This window comes from Roseovarius confluentis (genome assembly GCF_002917925.1).
GTDB lineage: Bacteria > Pseudomonadota > Alphaproteobacteria > Rhodobacterales > Rhodobacteraceae > Roseovarius > Roseovarius confluentis.
In genome coordinates this window covers 65,540-83,291 of sequence record NZ_PPFE01000008.1, presented here as the reverse complement: position 1 = coordinate 83,291, position 17,752 = coordinate 65,540, and the positions used below count along the sequence as shown (strand labels likewise).

Below are 17,752 nucleotides of genomic sequence, written 5' to 3'. Positions count from 1 at the left end.
CTTTCGAGCCTCAAATAAGAAACCCGCGCTGATCGCAGCGCGGGTTTTGTCTTTGCAGCAAGTCCGATCCGATCAGAGGTTCAGCGCCTCGCGTACGGCATCCAGCGCGCTTTCCAGCATATCGGGATTGTCCCGTGCGGCTTGCAGGCTCGACTTCAGACCCGTTTTTTGCACCGTCCCGAGGTCCGAGTTGTCGATGTACTCGGTAACCTTGTCGTAATCGAACCCCTCGGGTGTCAGCAGCTCGGTGATGGGGGTCTCGGAAGCCTCGGATGCCGCCGCTTCAGTCGAATTGACGGCCTCGTCCGTTGCCTCCGCTGCTTCAGTCGCAGCCTCTTCCGCTGTGGCTTCGGTGCCGTCGGCTGCGGCGTCGGCGGTATCGGCAGCGTCGTCTGCCACCTCTTCGGTCGCGCGTGCCGCATCTTCGGCCGCATCTTCAGTTGCGGTCGCGGCATCGCCCGCGGCATCCGCGGTCTCCTCAACCGCGTCCTCGGCGGCAGCCTCGGTTGTATCCGCCGCATCGCTGGCCGTATCGGCAGCCGCGTCCGCCGCGTCAGAAGCGGCTTGCGTGGTTTCCTCGGCCACTTCCTCGGCTGTCTCTGCGGTCGCATCTGCTGCGTCCGCCGCGGCTTCGGCAGCAGCACCTGCGGCGTCACTGGCCGTGTCGGCTGCATCCGCAGCGGTCTCTTCGGCGAAATTGGCCGCATCGTCGGCCGCCTCCACGGCCTCCTGCGCTGCTTCGTCGGCGGCTTGCCCGGTCGCTTCAACGGCATCTTCCGCGGCCTCACCGGCATCCTCGGCGGCCTCGGCCGTTGCGTCGCCAGCAGCCTCCAGGGCCTCGCCGGTTTCCTGAACGGCATTCTCGGTTGCCTCGCCGGCGGCATCCGCGGCGCTTTCCAGTTCCTCGGGCGAGGAAACAGTTTCGGACACCTCGTCCACGACTTCCTGCGGTGACTTGCCGGTGAAGAGCATGTAGCCCCCGGCAAGGATGACAAGGGCCACGATCAGCCACAAAATGTTTCTCATTGGTATTCCTCTCAACTGGCAGGTTTCTGAAGACTTTCACAGCCTGCCTCACAGTTGCTTCGAGATGAAGCGTAAAAACGGTGCATGCAAGGGGAAATTACCGCCGGTCAAGGCTCTGACCCCCGATTTTGCCGCTTGAAACACCCCCTACGCGCGGTTACCTTGCGACCTCAAACTCGCTGAACGATCGAAGGACAAAAACCATAGCTCGCAGACCACACAACGCGCCCCCGACGCGCGACACCGGCCCCCGCATCAACGACAAGATCCGCGTTCCGGAAATCCGCCTGATCGGCGCGGAAGGTGAAAACGTCGGCGTCGTGACGCCCGAACGCGCCATGGGCATGGCAGAAGAGGCCGGTCTGGACCTGGTGGAAATCTCGCCGAACGCCAACCCGCCGGTCTGCAAGATCATGGACTATGGCAAATACAAGTACGAACAGCAAAAGCGGGAATCCGAGGCGCGCAAGAAGCAAAAGGTCATCGAGGTGAAGGAGGTGAAGTTCCGCCCCAACACCGACACGCATGACTACGACGTCAAGATGCGCAACGTGTTCCGCTTTCTGGAGAATGGCGACAAGGTGAAGATTACCCTGCGGTTTCGCGGTCGCGAAATGGCGCACCAGGATCTGGGCCGCGAACTGTTGCAGCGGGTGGCCGAGGACATCAAGGAAATCGGCAAGGTCGAGAACATGCCGAAGATGGAAGGCCGCCAGATGATCATGATCATCGCCCCGGGAGCCAAGTAGACCGTCAGAATTCGTGCCGCCGGGGTCAGCCGCTTGCGCGGTCTGACCGGGCCAGTCTGATCGCTTGATTTTCTGGCGGTCAGATGGTCTGATGACATTTGGATCACCCGCCCGGAACCCGTCACTCACAAAAATCAAGGGTTCACGATACGCCATAGTAGCCGACGTCGTGCGTGGTGATACGGATCAAAAGGGGACTTGGGGATGCAGTGTGGACGGCTTGTGGTCGCAGGGTTTCTTGCCTGTACTGTCGCACAGGGCGCCTTTGCCGAACGGGCGAGCGACGGCCAGGTCAACCTGATTTTCTGGCAAGCACCGTCGATCCTGAACCCCTATCTTTCCGGCGGCATCAAGGATATCGAGTCAGCCAGCCTCGTTCTTGAACCACTGGCTCGATACGACGAGACCGGCGATATGGTGCCATGGCTGGTGGACGAGATCCCAACGGTCGAAAACGGCGGTGTGAGCGACGACTTCAAGTCGATCACCTGGCGTCTTTCCGACGACCTCACATGGTCCGATGGCACGCCCGTGACTGCGGCAGACGTCAAGTTCACATGGTCCTATTGCACCGCCGAGGGCGGCGGCTGTGCGCATGTCGACAAGTTCGCGGGCATTACCGATATCGAAACGCCCGACAACCGCACCGTCGTTGTCCGATTTGACGAGCCAAAGCCGTTTCCCTACGACGCATTCGTCGGCGCCTCCTCCCCCATCCTGCAGGCCGACCAATTCGCTGACTGCCTGGGCGAGCGGGCCCCGACCTGTACCGATGCCAACTTCTATCCCATCGGCACCGGTCCCTTCGTGGTGGACGAGTTCCGCACCGGCGATACGGTCAAGATGTCGGCCAATCCAAATTATCGCGACCCCGCCAAGCCCGCCTTTGCCAGCCTCCTGATCAAAGGCGGCGGCACGGCAGAAAATGCTGCTCGCGCCGTGCTCGAAACCGCGGATTACGATTATGCCTGGAACCTGCAATTGCCCCCCGAAGTGCTGGACGGCATGCAGGCGGCCGGCAATGGGGAGGTGGTATCGGCCTTCGGAACGCTGGTCGAACGGATCGTGATCAACATGACAAATCCCGATGCGGATCTTGGCGAAGAACGCTCGACCCTCGCACATCCGCATCCGTTCCTGGACGACATCGCGGTGCGTCAGGCGCTGAGCATGGCCATCGACAGGTCAATCCTGGTACAGATCGGCTATGGCGAGGCCGGGCGCGTTACCTGCAACATCCTGCCCGCCCCCGAGGTCTATGCCTCCGACGCCAACGAGGCCTGCAAGGTGCAGGATATCGAAGGCGCCAAGGCACTTCTGGACAGTGCCGGGTGGACCGACAGCGATGGCGACGGTGTCCGCGACAAGGACGGCGTGCCGCTGCGCATGATCTTCCAGACCTCCACCAACGCCGTGAGACAGACCTTCCAGGCCGCGATCAAAAGCTGGTGGTCCCAGTTGGGCGTGGAAACCGAGTTGCGCAATATCGACGGCAACATCTTTTTCGGTAGCGACGCGAACAGCCCGTACACCTATCAGAAATTCTATGCCGACGTTCAAATGTACGCCCAGATGTTCGATGGAACAGATCCCGAGGCGTACATGGCCAGTTGGACCTGTGAGCGCATCCCAACACCAGAGAACCAGTGGCAGGGCACCAACATGCCCCGTTACTGCAACGAGGCTTTCGACGCGCTGTCGGTCGAGCTGCGAGAGACCGGCGGTCGTGACGAGCGCGCGAAGTTGGCCCGCGCCATGAACGACATGCTGGTGCAGGACTTCGTTATCTTGCCGCTTGTTCATCGCGGTCGCGTATCAGCGCATGTCAATTCGCTTGGTGGCGTCGTTCTTAACACATGGGACAGCGAGCTTTGGAACGTGGCAGACTGGCACCGCCTATCGGCCGAATGATCCGGCAACCGGGATAGGCGTGGCGTAAATGGACCGGGTGGAATGCTGACATTCGCGCTGCGCCGACTGCTGGTTTCGATCCCGCTGCTGATCGTGATAGCGCTGATCATTTTCCTTTTGCTGGACCTCGCGCCCGGCGATCCGATGGGAAACCTGCCGCAGACGATTTCGCCCGAGGTGAAGGCCCAGATGCGCGAGGCGCTCGGCCTTGGAGAGCCGTTGCATGTGCGGTTCTGGCGTTGGATGGTGCAGATTTTCTGGGTCGAGCCGCAGGTGCTGATCGACAACATCTTCGGCACCTCCATGGCTGTCGACAAGCCGCGCGTTCTGAGTTGGCAAAGCCGTGCGCCAGTGATGTTCGAGATCGCGCAGGCCCTGCCCCAAACGCTTTGGGTGGTCGGGACGGCCTATGTCGTGGGGATACTGATGGCTCTGCCCATCGGCATATACTCGGCTTACCGCCAGTATTCGGTGTTCGACAACGCAGGAACCCTGGTGACAATGCTGGGCTACTCCCTGCCACCGTTCCTGACCGGGCCATTGGTGATATACGTGTTCTCCGTTCAACTGGACGTCTTTCCATTCATCTACGAGACCACGCATCGTGTCACCGACTGGGAAAGCTTCACATATCAGGTCCGTCAGATGGTCCTGCCGGTGATGGTACTGTCGGTCCAAACCACGGCGCAGATAAGCCGCTACATGCGATCGGCGGTGCTGGACAACCTGGGGCAGGATTACGTACGGACGGCGCGGGCCAAGGGCATGAGCGAATGGGTCGTCTTGATGGTGCATGTCCTGCGCAACTCGATGATCCCTGTGGTGACCGTGATTGCACTGGGAGCACCGGCTATTTTCGGCGGGGCGATCATCACCGAACAGGTCTTTGCGATCAACGGGATCGGGGCGCAGCTGATCAGCGCGATCAAGGCGAATGACGTACCGCTTGTGCATACGCTCACTTTCCTGTTCGCGGTGCTGATCGTGCTGGCCAATCTGCTGGCAGACCTGCTTTACGGCCTGCTCGACCCGAGGATCCGCTATGGCTGAGCGGCGCGTCGTTTCCTCCGGTCCCTGGCGCGACATGTGGCGCCAGTTCATGCGGCACAAGGGCGCGGTGTTCGGCGCCGGCCTGTTCGCAGTCATCATTTTTGCCGTGCTTGCTGGCCCGCTTCTGTGGCGCGTTCCGCCGGATACGCCAGACTTTTCGTCGCTCAACGCAGGACCGAGCATGGCGCATCCCTTCGGCACCGATCAACTGGGCCGAGACCTGCTTGCCCAGTACTGGCGGGCGGGCGCATTTCTCTTGCCGTGGGACTGACGGCGATGGTGCTGTCGGTCCTTCTTGGTACTCTTGTCGGCGTGGCGGCCGGGGTCTTCAGACGGCTCGACGGGCCGCTCATGCGGCTGACGGACCTGTTCCTGTCCCTGCCCCTGTTACCACTACTGCTGGTCATCATGATGCTGTTCCGCGAGGCGCTGAGCAGTGCCGTCGGCACCAACACGGGCATCTTCCTGCTGATCGTGACGGCCATTGGCGTCACAAGCTGGATGCCGGTCGCCAGGATCGTGCGCGGCGATGTCCTGAGCGTGCGGGAGCGCGAGTTCGTGTTGGCCGCGCGCGCCTCGGGCACCACGCAACTGCGCCAGATCACGCGGCATATCCTGCCCAACATCCTGTCGCCGATCGTCGTTTCAGCCACGCTGGGCATCGCCAACGCCATCATCACCGAAAGCGCGCTCAGCTTTCTAGGGCTTGGCTTCCCGTCCGATTTTCCCACCTGGGGTCGTTTGCTGAGCGACGGGGTTGTCTATCTGTCCGAGTTTCCCTGGCGGGTGTTCTGGCCCGGCGTGATGATCTCGCTCACGGTGCTGAGCGTGAATTTCATGGGCGACGGCCTCCGCGATGCGCTTGATCCCAAGTTGCGCGGACGCGCGGCGCCGCTTTGATCCCGATCAAGGAACGCCCTGCCCGGCCTGATAGGCTGACGGCGCAGCAACAGGAGGCCGACATGAATTTCGCTCACCAGAAGACCGCCCTGATCGAAAGGCGCAAGGCATTGACCACGCATATGACCCAAGTCGAGCATACGCTGGATGAGGCGCCGTCCAAGGACTGGGAAGACCGCGCGTCGGAACGGCAGGGCGACGAGGTGCTCGAAGCGCTCGGCCTGACGGAGCTGGCCGAAGTTCGGCGCATCGACGCCGCGCTGGCGCGGATCGAAGCAGGCACCTACGGAACCTGCACCATTTGCGGCGACCCTATCACGGAGGCCCGGCTGGAATTTCTTCCGGACACCCCGTTCTGCACGTCCTGCGCGGACTGACCGCGTCAGACCGGCATGCGCTGTTCCACGATCCCGGCCCACCAACTGCACCCCGCCGGGATGACCTCGTCGTTGAAGTTGTACTCGGGGTGGTGCACCGGGGCCGAGGCGCCGTTGCCGACGAGGATATAGGCGCCGGGGCGTTCCTCGAGCATGAAGGCAAAGTCCTCTCCGCCCATCACCAGGGGTGCTGTATCACATTGACCTGACACGGATTTCGCCACTTCAGCGGCAAAGTCCGTCTGTTCATCATGGTTGGCCATCACCGGATAATTGTATTCGTAGTCCAGCGAGATCTCGGCCCCGAACGCCGCGCCGATATGGTCGCAGATGCCCTTCATCCGGGTCGCGGCCAGCTCTCGCGTTTCATTGCTGAGCGTTCTGACTGTGCCCATCAGCGTGACGCGCGACGGAATGACGTTGAAGGTGTGCGACGAGGTTTCCATCGAGGTCACCGACACGACGATCTGCTGGATCGGGTCGGCGTTGCGGCTGACGATGGTTTGCAGCGCAGTCACCAGATGGCCGGTGACGACCGTGGGATCGATGGTTTCATGGGGTTTGGCGGCGTGGCCGCCCTTGCCTTCGACGACGATGTCGAACTTGTCGGTCGCGGCGAAGAACGGGCCGGGACGGATGGCGAACTGACCCGACTCCACCCCCGGCCAGTTGTGCATGCCGTAGACCTCCTGGATGCCGAACCGCTCCATCAACCCGTCGTCGCACATTTCCTTGCCACCGCCGCCGCCTTCTTCGGCGGGCTGGAAGATGATCACGGCTGTGCCGTTGAAATTGCGCGTCTCCGCAAGGTACTTGGCGGCGCCGAGCAGCATGGCGGTGTGCCCGTCATGACCGCAGGCATGCATGGCGCCCGGAGTCTTCGAGGCATAGTCGAGACCCGTCGCCTCGTGAATGGGCAGCGCGTCCATGTCGGCGCGCAGGCCGATCGTACGGCCAGACGTTGCCTCGTGCCCCTTGATGACCGCCACAACGCCGGTGCGGCCCAGCCCTGTGACCACGTCGTCGCAGCCGAAGCTTTGCAGTTTTTCGGCGACCAGGGCGCTGGTGCGGTGGGTATCGAACAGAATCTCGGGGTTTTCGTGGATGTCACGGCGCCACTCGGTGATCTCATCCTGCATTTCTGCAAAGCGATTCTTGATGGGCATGGGCGGTCCTTTCAGTATCCACAATCCGAGGTCAGAACGACGTGATCCGGCGCGACGGTGCGATAGAGCGACGGACCGGGCGCGTGACCCTTGGGGTGTATAGGGGACGGGATCGGTTTGAAACTCAAATCACTTATTCGGTGCCTATGGGCAGGGTCGGCGACCGGCACCGCACGCAAGAGGGCGCGGGTATACGGGTGCTGGGGGTTTTCCAGCACCGCGGCGCGGGGGCCGCGTTCGACGATGCGCCCGGCAAACATGACCGCGACGTGATGACTGACCCGTTCGACCACCGCCATATCATGGCTGATGAACAGGTACGAAAGCCCCAAGTCGGCCTGTAATTCCATCAACAGGTTCAGAACCTGCGCCTGGACGCTGACATCCAGCGCCGAAACAGCTTCATCGGCGACGATTAATTTCGGGTTAAGCGCAAGCGCGCGGGCGATGGCGACCCGTTGACGCTGTCCGCCCGAGAGTTCGTGCGGGTAGCGGTCGAGATAGCTGCGCGGCAGGTCGACACGGTCAAAGAGCGCCGCCACGCGTTCGGTGCGTTGCGCTTTGTTTTCATTGGTGAAGTTTCGCAAGGGCTCGGCGACCTGCTCGGCCAGGCGCAGCATGGGGTTTAGGCTGCCGTAAGGATCCTGAAAGATCATCTGCATCTGCGCCCGGATGCGACGGAGTTGAGCCGATTGAAAAGCCGTGATGTCTTGGCCGTCCAGCATGATGCGCCCGCTGTCCGGCTCCACCAGCCGCAAAATCGAGCGGCCTACGGTGGACTTGCCACAACCGGATTCACCAACAAGTGCAAGAGTTTGACCCGCATTGATCGCAAAGGACACGTCCTCGACCGCGTGAACATGTCCGATGGTACGGCGCAGCAGGCCGCCTCTGACAGGAAAGCGGGTGCTCAGGTGCTCGACCCGAAGAAGCTCGGTGCCCTGCCCCGGGATCGGTTTCGATGGGCTATCGGGGTCGAGCGGGAATGGCTCGGGATCAGGCTTGCCACGCATGTCGCCAAGACGCGGAACAGCGGCAAGGAGGTGCCGCGTGTACGGATGGGACGGCGCGGAAAACACTTTTGAAACAGTACCTTCCTCGATCTTCTCGCCATCCTTGAGCACCACGACGCGATCGGCCACCTGGGCCACGACGCCCATGTCGTGGGTGATGAACAGAACGGCGGTGCCGAAGTCGTGGCGCAGGCGGTCGATCAGGGCGAGGATTTCAGCCTGGGTGGTGACGTCGAGCGCGGTGGTGGGCTCGTCGGCGATCAGCAGGCGCGGCTCGCAAGCCAGCGCCATGGCGATCATGACCCTTTGTCGCATGCCGCCCGAGAGTTCATGGGGGTATTGGGTGAGACGGCGGGCGGGTTCGGACAGCCGGACTTCGTGCAGCAATTCCAATGCCTTCGACCGCGCGGCGGCGCGCGAAAGACGGCGGTGCTTGCGCAGGCCCTCGGCCAGCTGGAAACCGATGGTGAAAACCGGGTTGAGGGCCGTGGAGGGTTCCTGGAAGATCATGCCGATCCGGGCACCACGCAGGTCACGCATTTGATTTTGCGTGAGTTTTCCAAGGTCGACCGGACCCTGCCCTGCGTCGAAGAGCATTTGCCCGTCGGTGATCTGTCCGCCGTCGAAGCCGACGAGGCGCATCAGGGCCAGCGAGGTGACGGACTTGCCGGAGCCGGATTCTCCAACGATTGCAAGGGTTTCTCCAGGTGCGATTTCAAAGGAGACGTCGCGCACGGCGTCGATATCGCCCGCGTCGGTGCGGAACGAGACGCGCAGGTTTTCGATCCGGGCCAAGGGCATATCGCGCATGAAACCGAGTTAACCCGCCGCGTCCGGCGAGGTCAAATGGCAAAGGTTAACGGCGAATCGGTGGCTGAAAACCGCGTCGGTATCGCGTCGGTATGTGCTACGGTATCGCGACGGTGTTCCTGTCAGGCGTCCCGAATGAACGGACCGGACGGTGGTGGCCAGAGTTTGTTAAAATTCTGGAGCCGGAAAATGCCGCCCCCGGTTCAGGGCGCGGCGGGGGTCAGGCGGGTGATTCCGACCGAGGCGGCGCGCGCCAAATCGGCGTCGAGCGACATGGGGATGTATTCGCCCCGGCGCCAGAGCTGGGCCATGTCGTCATAGTGCCGGCTGAGGAAGTGGCCCGATTGCCCGGTGGCGGTGATGAAGACGCTGCTGTCGGGGTCGGCGAAATCATAGACCCCGCGATAGCCCGCGCCATGGACGTTCTGAAACGGGTCGGGTCCCTGCCCCTTGGTGCGCCCGCGCAGGAGCGTGTTGTCGCCGCCCGAGGTCGACTGGCGGATGTTGACGAAGTAGCGCAGCAACGGCACCTCTCCCAGGGTCTGGTGATCGTGGGTCGCCTGGTGCGCGTCGCCCCAGCGCAGGCTTTCCAGCGCGCTGCCATAGCGTTCGTCGATCCAGATGAGCGCCGCATCGAGCGCGATGCGGGCGATGTCCGAGCAGGTTTCCTGGGCCGTGGATTGGCGGATATCGCACCACGCGGACGCGCCGTCGATGTCGCGGTAGACGCGCTCGATGAAAACCGGGTCGGGATGGGTGAAGTCGTCGGCCAGCGGGCCGAGTTCGTCGACAATCAGGCGGCGTTGCAACTCGCGGAGCCAGGCGGCGTAGATCAGCGGTTCGGGCAGATGCTCGTTCATCTCGCCGTTCCATTCCGACAGCAGCGTGAGCGCGCGCTGGCGCTGGCGTTCGGGCGTGCCCTCGGGCGCGGCCTCGCCGGTGAACCACAGGTCCTTGCCGATGAGCGGCAGCAGCGAGCGGGCGGTGAAGCTGACGGTGTCGAGCTGCGCCTCGATGAAACTGTCGCGGGTGTGAACCTCGCGGTTCTGCATCAGGCGGCGCCAGCGGAAGACGCGCTGCGTGTCGCCCCATTTGTAGCTGACATGGTTGGGGAAAGGACGGTCCACCGCCTTGTTGTTGGTATTGCCCAGAACGCCGCCGGCCGGGGCCGTGAACTCGGGGTTGGCGGAATAGGCCAGCGTGCCTTGCCAGCGATTGGTGTCTTCCCACCCGCGCGAAGGGTAGCGACCGCGCGTTTCATGCTCGGCGTCGCGGCGGGGCATGGCGCCGATGGTCTTCATGGCGATGGTGGACTGATCGACAAGCGTGAGGTTCTGCGACGGCGCGATGTAGCTTTCGCCCGCCGCGATGGCCTCGTCCACCGAGGCCGCGCGCATCAGGGCCATGGCCGAGGACAGCGTCGTGTCGCTGTCCGACAGCGCCGTCCAGCTGAGCGAGGCCACATGGCCAGGTGGCGTGACATCGGCGAGGTTGTAATGCGAGCCGGGCAGCACCGGGCCATTGTCGGTCCAGCGCAGGGTGAGCGTGATGGGCGCGTTGTCCGCGATGCGGATGATCGTGCTTTCGGTGCGGAACGGTTTGTATCCGTCGGGCGTGAGGTATTCCTGCGGGTTGTCTGGGTTGAGGCGCTCGATGAACAGGTCCTGATCGTCGAGGTAGGAGGAAGTGACCCCCCAGCCCAGGTCGGCGCTGCGCCCGGCCATGACGATGGGCACGCCGGGGATGGTGGCGCCGATCACGCCGCCGGTCTGAAGCTCCAGCCGGGCGAGGTACCAGATTGCGGGCGCGGTCAGGCCGAGATGCGGATCGTTGGCCAGCAGCGTGCCCCCCGAGGCCGAGCGTTTGGGCGCGGCGGCCCAGGCGTTGGAGGCGCCGGCGAAGGCGCGCTTCTTGAAAGGCGAAAGCGGGTGGTCGGGGATGCCTGCGCCTGTGCTGTGGGCGAATTGCGTACCCTCGGGGAAGAGGCTGGCGTAATCGGGCAGCGCGGCGATGCCGGTGCCGGGGGCGAGCGGCATGATGTCTTCCATCCGGTCGGAATCGTCGAGCTCGAGCGCTGCGTGGGCGTAAAGCACTTCCTCTTCCAGGTGGGCCGACAGCTGCACCGCCATCAGCTTGACGATGGCAATGGAGTCGGCGGGCGTCCAGGGCGAGACGGGATTGTTGAACAGGAACATCTCGGGCGCGCCGCGGCCCAGGGCGGATTCGTTGATTTCCTGCAGACGTGCGTTCACCCCGGCGGAATAGGCGCGCAGGGCGGCGAGTGTCTGGGTGTCCTGCGCCTCGACCGACCGCTGGGCCAGCGTGTAGAGGTCGAAGCGGCGCAGGATCTTGTCGATCTCGACGGTGCGGGTGCCGAACACCTCGGAGAGGCGCCCCTGCACGGTGCGGCGCATCATCACCATCTGCCACAGCCGGTCCTGCGCGTGGGCATAGCCCAGGCCATAAAACGTGTCGGGGTCGTTGGTGCCGAAGATGTGCGGCACGTTGGCGTTGTCGCGCACGATCTCGACCGGTTCGAGGATGCCGATGACCTCGAGATCCTTGGAATAGTCGGGCAGCGAGCGCGACAGCAGGAAATAGACGCCCAGCAGCGCGACCAGACCGAGCAGGATCATCCCGCCCGCGATCCGCACCAGCCATTTGAACACTTGCGCCATGCCCCACCCACGTTAGGTTGCCATTCCGGTGGGGATAGTCACAAATCCCGGTATAGACAATGGGCCGATCTTCACAATGCGGCCCGAAGGCACGAGGGAGATCACGATGACGAAGCTGGCATTTCTGGGACTGGGCGTGATGGGGTATCCGATGGCCGGGCACCTGGCATCGGCGGGCCATGACGTCTGCGTCTACAACCGGACGGGGGTCAAGGCCGAGGCCTGGGTTAAGGAGCATGGCGGGCGCCACGCGCCCACCCCGCGGGAGGCCTCGGAAGGCGCGGCGTTCGTGATGTCCTGCGTTGGCAATGACGACGATTTGCGGTCGGTCTGTCTGGGCGAGGACGGGGCGTTCGCGGGTATGGCGAAGGGCGCGACCTTTGTCGACCACACGACGGTGTCGGCGCAGGTGACCGAAGACCTTTATGCCGCCGCCAAGGAGGCCGGGATCGGCTATGTCGATGCGCCGATCTCGGGCGGTCAGGCGGGGGCCGAGAACGGGCAATTGTCGATCATGTGCGGCGGCGACGCGGAGGTTTATGCCAAGGCCGAGCCGGTGATGGAAATCTACGCCAAGCTGTGCCGCCGGATCGGCGAGAGCGGCGCGGGCCAGATGACCAAGATGTGCAACCAGATCGCCATTGCCGGGCTGGTGCAGGGCCTGTCCGAGGCGCTGCATTTCGCCGAGAAGGCGGGGCTGGACGGCCGCGCGGTGGTCGAGGTGATCAGCCAGGGGGCGGCCGGAAGCTGGCAGATGGCCAACCGCTACGAGACGATGCTGGACGACCAGTTCGAGCATGGCTTTGCCGTGGACTGGATGCGCAAGGACCTCGGGATCTGCCTGAAGACCGGGGACGAGAACGGTGCGTCCCTGCCGGTGACGGCGCTGGTGGATCAGTATTACAAGGACGTGCAGAATATGGGCGGCGGACGTTGGGACACGTCGAGCCTGATCAAGCGGCTGCGCAAGCTGGGGTGATTTCGAGGCGGGGCCGGGATGCGTGGCCCCGCCTCTTGCTTTCCGTCGGGCTTGCAGCGCCGCGCCGCCATGCGCAACTTGGTGGCGGAACCGGCCGCGAGCCCGGCAGGGAGTGACCCCGAGGCTAGGCGGGGTCTGGTGCGGTGTCGGTGACAAAGTCACGCAAGAGGCGAATAGATGAGCGCGGACGGGGCGACACGGATCGAGGACTGGACCGAGCGGTTCCAAGGGACACGCGCCCTGCCCCGCGCCGTGCGCGACCGGCTGATCCGGGCGGCGCGGATCGTGCGGATCGGGAAAGGCACACAGGTCTTCGGGCCGGACAACGTGCCGGACCGGCTGTTTTTCCTGTACGACGGGCGCATCCGGGTCTCGCAGACGTCGGAAGGCGGGCGCGAGATCGTGCTTTACCGCGTGGAGGCCGGGGACAGCTGTGTGCTGACCACCGCCTGCATGCTGGCCGAGGAAGCCTATAACGCCGAAGGGATCGCCGAGACGGACGTGACCGCCGTGGTCCTGCCCAAGCCCGATTTCGACCGGCTGGTTGCCGAGGAAGAGCCGTTTCGCAAATTCGTCTTCGATGCCTATTCGCGGCGGCTGATCGACATGCTGCGGGTGGTGGACGACGTGGCCTTTGGCCGGATCGACGTGCGGCTGGCCGAGCGGCTGCTGGCACTGGCGGGCGACATGAAGGAGGTCGCGGCCACGCACCAGGACCTGGCGAGCGAGCTGGGGACAGCACGCGAGGTGATCTCGCGCGTGCTGGCGGATTTCCAGAAACGCGGGCTGGTGCAGCAATCGCGGGGACGGATCACGTTGGCAGACAAAGCCGGGCTGCGGGCGCTGGCGGAGAGCGCGTGAGGTGCAAGTCGCACGCCGTCCCGATGCCAAGTTTTATGATATAGACGCCGGAACGCGCGCGTTTTTATGAAAGGATGCTGGCATGGCGGCATCGCATGATGACCCCCGTCTCGTCCGGCTTGCCGGGGCGCTGTATCTCGTAATCATCCTTTGTGGGCTGACCGCGGAGCTGATGCTGCGTGGTCCGTTGCTTGCGGGATCGCCCGAAGAGGTCGTCCGGGCGCTCGGCGCCGGTATTTCGCAACTGCGGCTCAGTTTGTTGGCCGATACCGTGATGTTGCTGGCGGATGTGGCGCTTGCGCTGGTGTTCTTTGGCCTGCTGCGTCATATTTCGGCCTCGCTGGCTCTGGCCGCGATGGTATTCCGCCTGGGACAGGCGGTGCTGATCGGCGCGAGCCTGATGGCGCTTGGCAGCGTGCCGATGGTGCTGGCCGATGCGCCGCGCCTCGCGGTGCATATGACCGACCTGCACGCGATCGGGTATGATGTCGGGTTGATCCTGTTCGCGGTGAACAGCGCGATCATGTCCGTCCTGTTGTGGCGGTCGGCGGTGCCGAACGTGATCGCGGGTGGTATTGCGGTGTCCGGCGTTGTCTACGGAGCAGGCAGCCTTGCGCGGCTTGTGGCGCCTGAGTGGATGGCCGTGATTGAGCCCGCCTACGTGGTGCCGATGGTCGCCGAGAGTGCGCTGTGCCTGTGGTTGCTGATCCGGGCGCGGGTCTGAATCCAGTGGACCGGGCTGGACCGGAACGTGCGGCGTTCCGCCAATTGGCAGCCAAGCACCTGAAAGCGCACGACAATATCGGCGATACGATGTGCCACCGCGATGCAGTCCAAGGTCCGGCCGAGTAGAGCGATGGAACGGGGCGCTTGATTCCGGCGTTGGACAGCGAAACAAGAGGTGCATGACATGACCAATTTCTTCATCGGCGGCGCATTGGCGCTTGCGCTTTCCTCGACATCCCTGACCGCCGCTCCGATACACGGGGCAGGTACGGCCACGGGCCTTGGTACCGCGCCCGACGCACAGGTCTGGCTGGCGCAGGGCAACAGCGGCAAGGGCAACGGCAAGGCCAAGGGCGGCGGCAACGCACAGAAAAAGGCCAAGGGCAATGCCGGCAAAGGCAATGCCGGCAACGCGAATGCCAACGCCGGCAAAGGCAATGCAAAGGCTAAGCCCGACAAGGGGAATAAGCAGGCTGGTAATGGCAATCCCGGCAAGGGCAACGGGAACGCCAAAAAGGCCGGCAACAGCCAACCGAAGGGCAATTCCAACGGCAACGGTGCGGAACGCGCGGCGAAGGCCAACGGTAAGCCCGACAAGGCTCGCAAGGTCTTTACCACGGCAGAGCGCGAAAACGTCGTGGAGCGCATTTTCCAGGCCCCTGCCCCGGACGGACGTGACATGACGCGGATCCTGACCGGCGCGGGCCTTGCGCTGTTGACGCCGGACATGGCGGTGTCGAACATCCCCGGTAACGAGCTGGTGACCTATGCCAACTGCCCGCCGGGGCTGGCCAAGAAAAACCCGCCCTGCGTGCCGCCGGGCCTGGCGCGGGACGGCATCGGGTACGACGAATGGGTGTCTTATGACCGGGACCGTTATGACCGTATCTGGATCGACCGCCGCGACGATTGGCTGGGCCGCGGGTACGACGTGGAGCCCGACCCCGGCTACCTGCTGCTGCGATCGGACGAGATTGCACGCCTCTACGGCCTTGACCCCGCGCCGCGCGGCCAGCGCTATGCGCTGATCGACGGGATGCCGGTTCTGCTGGGCGATGACGATTACCGCTCGTTCATGCTGGTGAACCAGTTGGCGCAGGTGACCGACGTGACCGGGGGCGTGCCGGTTTCACCGACGGCGGCGTTGACGCAGCGCGAACTGATCGACCTGTACCGCCTGCCACAGCTTGGGAACGACCGGAACTATGCCGTGGTAAACGGTCAAGTGGTGCAGATGAACAACGAGAATTACGAGTTGCTGCAACTGCTGCGCGTCGCACGCGCCGTTCTTTGAGGCCAAGTGGCGATATCCATGATTGAAGACGCAGCCGCCGGGGAACCGGCGGCTGTTTTGCTGTGTGGCCCGGAGGCGTGCGCGTGTCCGGTTTGATCATGAAAGTCGCCCTGTCTTCGGACCGAATTGTGCAGGCTGGGTGACAATGTCACTGACATGAGCAAGGTCCGAGGTGCAGGATCGGGGCATACTTTCCATGGAGGACACCATGACTGTCAATGTCGGCACCATCGACCGTATCCTGCGCGCCGCCCTGGGCGTCGTGCTGCTGTATCTTGCGTTTTTCAGCGGGTTGCCCGCGTTCGAAGCCCCGGTTTGGAGGTATCTTGCCGCGTTCGTGGGCGTCGTGATGCTGATCGTCGCGGCGGTGCGGGTCTGCCCCGTTTATTCCATCCTCGGCGTCCGGACCTGCGCGCGGTAAATCATGGAGACGGCGTTTACACCATTCGCGTCGCTGGGCGGCGGGGCACTCATTGGGCTGGCGGCGGTACTGCTGATGCTGGGACTGGGGCGCATTTTCGGCGCGACCGGCATCCTGTCGGGGGTCGTCTTTGCCGAAGGGCGCGAAGAGCTGTCGTGGCGCGCGGCGCTGATCCTGGGCATGGTGCTGGTGCCCGGGCTGATGTTTCTGACGACCGGGCGCTGGCCGCAGATCGACGTGCCAGTCAGTCCGGCAATGATCGTGATCGGAGGAATCGTCGTGGGATTCGGCGCGAGCCTCGGGTCGGGCTGTACTTCGGGGCATGGCGTCTGCGGGCTGTCGCGGTTGTCGCGGCGCTCGATCGTGGCGGTGCCGGTCTTCATGGGCACGGCGGCGATCACGGTGTTCATCATCCGTCATGTGGTGGGAGGCTGAGCGATGAAGCTTTTGTTCGCGGTGCTGACGGGCATGGTGTTCGGCGCAGGGATCACGCTGTCGGGGATGATCAACCCGGCGAAGGTCCTGAATTTTCTGGACATCGCAGGGACTTGGGATGCGAGCCTGATCTTCGTGATGGGGGGCGCCGTCATGGTGACCTTTGTCGGGTATCGGCTGGTCTGGCGGCGGTCCGCGCCGCTTTTCGCCGGGGGGTTCCAGGTGCCCGGCTCGACGGTGATCGACAGCAGACTAGTGGGAGGATCGGCCCTGTTCGGGATCGGCTGGGGGATCGCGGGGTTCTGCCCTGGTGCGGCCATTCCGGCGCTTGGCACGGGCCGCTGGGAGGTTATCCTGTTTCTGGCCGCGGTGGGTGTCGGGCTGGCGCTGGCGCGACTGGCCAAGGGGCTGCCGCTGTTCCCACGAAAGGCCGAGGCGTAAAGGAGGCATGACATGACCGATTATCCCGTGAATATGAGTGTTCACCCGCAGGTGCAGGGGTTCTTCGATGAGGCCACCAACACGATCAGCTATATCGTGAAGGACCCCGCCAGTAACGCCTGTGCCATCGTCGACAGCGTGATGGATATCGACTATGCCGCCGGGCGGATCACCTATGACCATGCCGACGAACTGATCCGGCAGGTCGAGGAGCAGGGCCTGCGGCTGGAATGGATCATCGAGACGCATGTCCATGCCGACCACCTGTCCGCCGCGCCCTATATCCAGGAGAAGCTGGGTGGCAAGATCGGGATCGGGTCGAAGATCATGGTCGTGCAGGACACGTTCGGCAAGGTGTTTAACGAAGGCACGGAGTTTCAGCGCGACGGGTCGCAGTTCGACGCGCTGTTCGAGGACGGCGATACCTACCGCGTGGGCGAGATGGAATGTTTCGCCATGTACACGCCGGGCCACACGCCGGCCTGCATGGTGCATGTGATGGGCGACGCGGCGTTCGTGGGGGATACTCTGTTCATGCCCGACGGTGGCTCGGCCCGGGCGGATTTTCCGGGCGGGGATGCGGGGCAGCTTTACGACAGCATCCAGAAGGTGCTGGCCCTGCCCGACGCCATGCGCCTGTTCATGTGTCACGACTACGGACCGAATGGCCGGGATATCGCGTGGGAGACCAGTGTCGGCGACGAGAAAGCGCACAACATCCACGTCGGCGGCGGCAAGAGCCGCGAGGAGTTCGTCAAGTTCCGCACCGAGCGGGACGCGACCCTGGCGATGCCCAAGCTGATCATCCCGTCGCTGCAGGTGAACATGCGGGCCGGCAAGGTGCCGACGGACAAGGACGGGAACCCGGTGCTGAAGGTGCCGGTTAACGGGCTGTAAGGCACCGCACATTCAAAA

Annotated in this window: 16 protein-coding genes and 1 pseudogene; 13 read left to right on the top strand and 4 right to left on the bottom strand. The window is 63.7% G+C overall.

The genetic code is table 11. The annotated features are described in order from the left end of the window. Window positions 1–72: 72 nt before the first annotated feature. Entirely contained in the window at window positions 73–1,026 is a 954-nt protein-coding gene (locus tag C2I35_RS16595; protein WP_245890522.1) for a hypothetical protein, read from the bottom strand. Between the two features lie 128 nt (window positions 1,027–1,154). Here C2I35_RS16595 and infC point away from each other — a divergent pair, with 128 nt between their 5' ends. The 5 genes and pseudogenes from infC (at window position 1,155) to C2I35_RS16570 (ending at window position 6,013) form a co-directional block, all read left to right on the top strand. After that, complete coding sequence (infC, locus tag C2I35_RS16590) at window positions 1,155–1,775, top strand: translation initiation factor IF-3 (protein ID WP_103764171.1); 621 nt, start codon at window positions 1,155–1,157, stop codon at window positions 1,773–1,775. Between the two features lie 204 nt (window positions 1,776–1,979). Continuing rightward, window positions 1,980–3,686 (top strand): peptide ABC transporter substrate-binding protein, encoded by a 1,707-nt coding sequence (locus C2I35_RS16585; protein WP_103764170.1) that lies wholly within the window; start codon window positions 1,980–1,982, stop codon window positions 3,684–3,686. Window positions 3,687–3,728: 42 nt separating this feature from the next. Beyond that, window positions 3,729–4,736 carry an ABC transporter permease gene (locus C2I35_RS16580; RefSeq protein WP_103764169.1) on the top strand — a complete coding sequence of 336 codons (1,008 nt, stop codon included), beginning with the start codon at window positions 3,729–3,731 and terminating at the stop codon, window positions 4,734–4,736. After that, window positions 4,729–5,636 (top strand): annotated as a pseudogene (locus C2I35_RS16575) (ABC transporter permease). Before C2I35_RS16580 ends, C2I35_RS16575 begins: the two are co-directional and overlap by 8 nt. A gap of 62 nt (window positions 5,637–5,698) precedes the next feature. Beyond that, window positions 5,699–6,013 (top strand): TraR/DksA family transcriptional regulator, encoded by a 315-nt coding sequence (locus C2I35_RS16570; RefSeq protein WP_103764277.1) that lies wholly within the window; start codon window positions 5,699–5,701, stop codon window positions 6,011–6,013. A 5-nt stretch (window positions 6,014–6,018) separates the two neighbouring features. Here the strand turns inward: C2I35_RS16570 and C2I35_RS16565 are convergent, their stop codons facing one another. The 3 genes from C2I35_RS16565 to C2I35_RS16555 form a co-directional block, all read right to left on the bottom strand. Further along, window positions 6,019–7,179, bottom strand: coding sequence for a M20 aminoacylase family protein (locus C2I35_RS16565; RefSeq protein ID WP_103764168.1), 1,161 nt, complete (start codon window positions 7,177–7,179; stop codon window positions 6,019–6,021). 11 nt (window positions 7,180–7,190) lie between these two features. Continuing rightward, window positions 7,191–9,002, bottom strand: coding sequence for an ABC transporter ATP-binding protein (locus C2I35_RS16560; protein ID WP_103764167.1), 1,812 nt, complete (start codon window positions 9,000–9,002; stop codon window positions 7,191–7,193). A 203-nt stretch (window positions 9,003–9,205) separates the two neighbouring features. Beyond that, on the bottom strand, window positions 9,206–11,680 hold the full coding sequence (locus C2I35_RS16555; protein WP_103764166.1) for a penicillin acylase family protein: 2,475 nt from the start codon (window positions 11,678–11,680) through the stop codon (window positions 9,206–9,208). 106 nt (window positions 11,681–11,786) lie between these two features. Here C2I35_RS16555 and C2I35_RS16550 point away from each other — a divergent pair, with 106 nt between their 5' ends. From C2I35_RS16550 to C2I35_RS16515, 8 genes are all read left to right on the top strand, one after another. Then, window positions 11,787–12,659, top strand: a complete 873-nt coding sequence (locus tag C2I35_RS16550) for an NAD(P)-dependent oxidoreductase (protein WP_103764276.1) — start codon at window positions 11,787–11,789, stop codon at window positions 12,657–12,659. A gap of 177 nt (window positions 12,660–12,836) precedes the next feature. Then, window positions 12,837–13,520: a Crp/Fnr family transcriptional regulator gene (locus tag C2I35_RS16545; protein ID WP_103764165.1), complete on the top strand. Its 684-nt coding sequence runs from the start codon at window positions 12,837–12,839 to the stop codon at window positions 13,518–13,520. Between the two features lie 82 nt (window positions 13,521–13,602). Continuing rightward, the gene (locus tag C2I35_RS16540; RefSeq protein WP_103764164.1) at window positions 13,603–14,244 is read left to right on the top strand and encodes a DUF4386 domain-containing protein; all 642 of its coding nucleotides are present in this window, start codon (window positions 13,603–13,605) and stop codon (window positions 14,242–14,244) included. 186 nt (window positions 14,245–14,430) lie between these two features. Continuing rightward, window positions 14,431–15,540 carry a hypothetical protein gene (locus C2I35_RS16535; RefSeq protein ID WP_103764163.1) on the top strand — a complete coding sequence of 370 codons (1,110 nt, stop codon included), beginning with the start codon at window positions 14,431–14,433 and terminating at the stop codon, window positions 15,538–15,540. Window positions 15,541–15,748: 208 nt separating this feature from the next. Then, the gene (locus C2I35_RS16530) at window positions 15,749–15,961 is read left to right on the top strand and encodes a YgaP family membrane protein (RefSeq protein WP_103764275.1); all 213 of its coding nucleotides are present in this window, start codon (window positions 15,749–15,751) and stop codon (window positions 15,959–15,961) included. Window positions 15,962–15,964: 3 nt separating this feature from the next. Then, on the top strand, window positions 15,965–16,396 hold the full coding sequence (locus C2I35_RS16525) for a YeeE/YedE family protein (protein ID WP_103764162.1): 432 nt from the start codon (window positions 15,965–15,967) through the stop codon (window positions 16,394–16,396). A 3-nt stretch (window positions 16,397–16,399) separates the two neighbouring features. Next, window positions 16,400–16,837 carry a DUF6691 family protein gene (locus C2I35_RS16520; protein WP_103764161.1) on the top strand — a complete coding sequence of 146 codons (438 nt, stop codon included), beginning with the start codon at window positions 16,400–16,402 and terminating at the stop codon, window positions 16,835–16,837. A 12-nt stretch (window positions 16,838–16,849) separates the two neighbouring features. Then, window positions 16,850–17,734 carry an MBL fold metallo-hydrolase gene (locus tag C2I35_RS16515; protein ID WP_103764160.1) on the top strand — a complete coding sequence of 295 codons (885 nt, stop codon included), beginning with the start codon at window positions 16,850–16,852 and terminating at the stop codon, window positions 17,732–17,734. The last annotated feature ends 18 nt before the right edge of the window (window positions 17,735–17,752 follow it).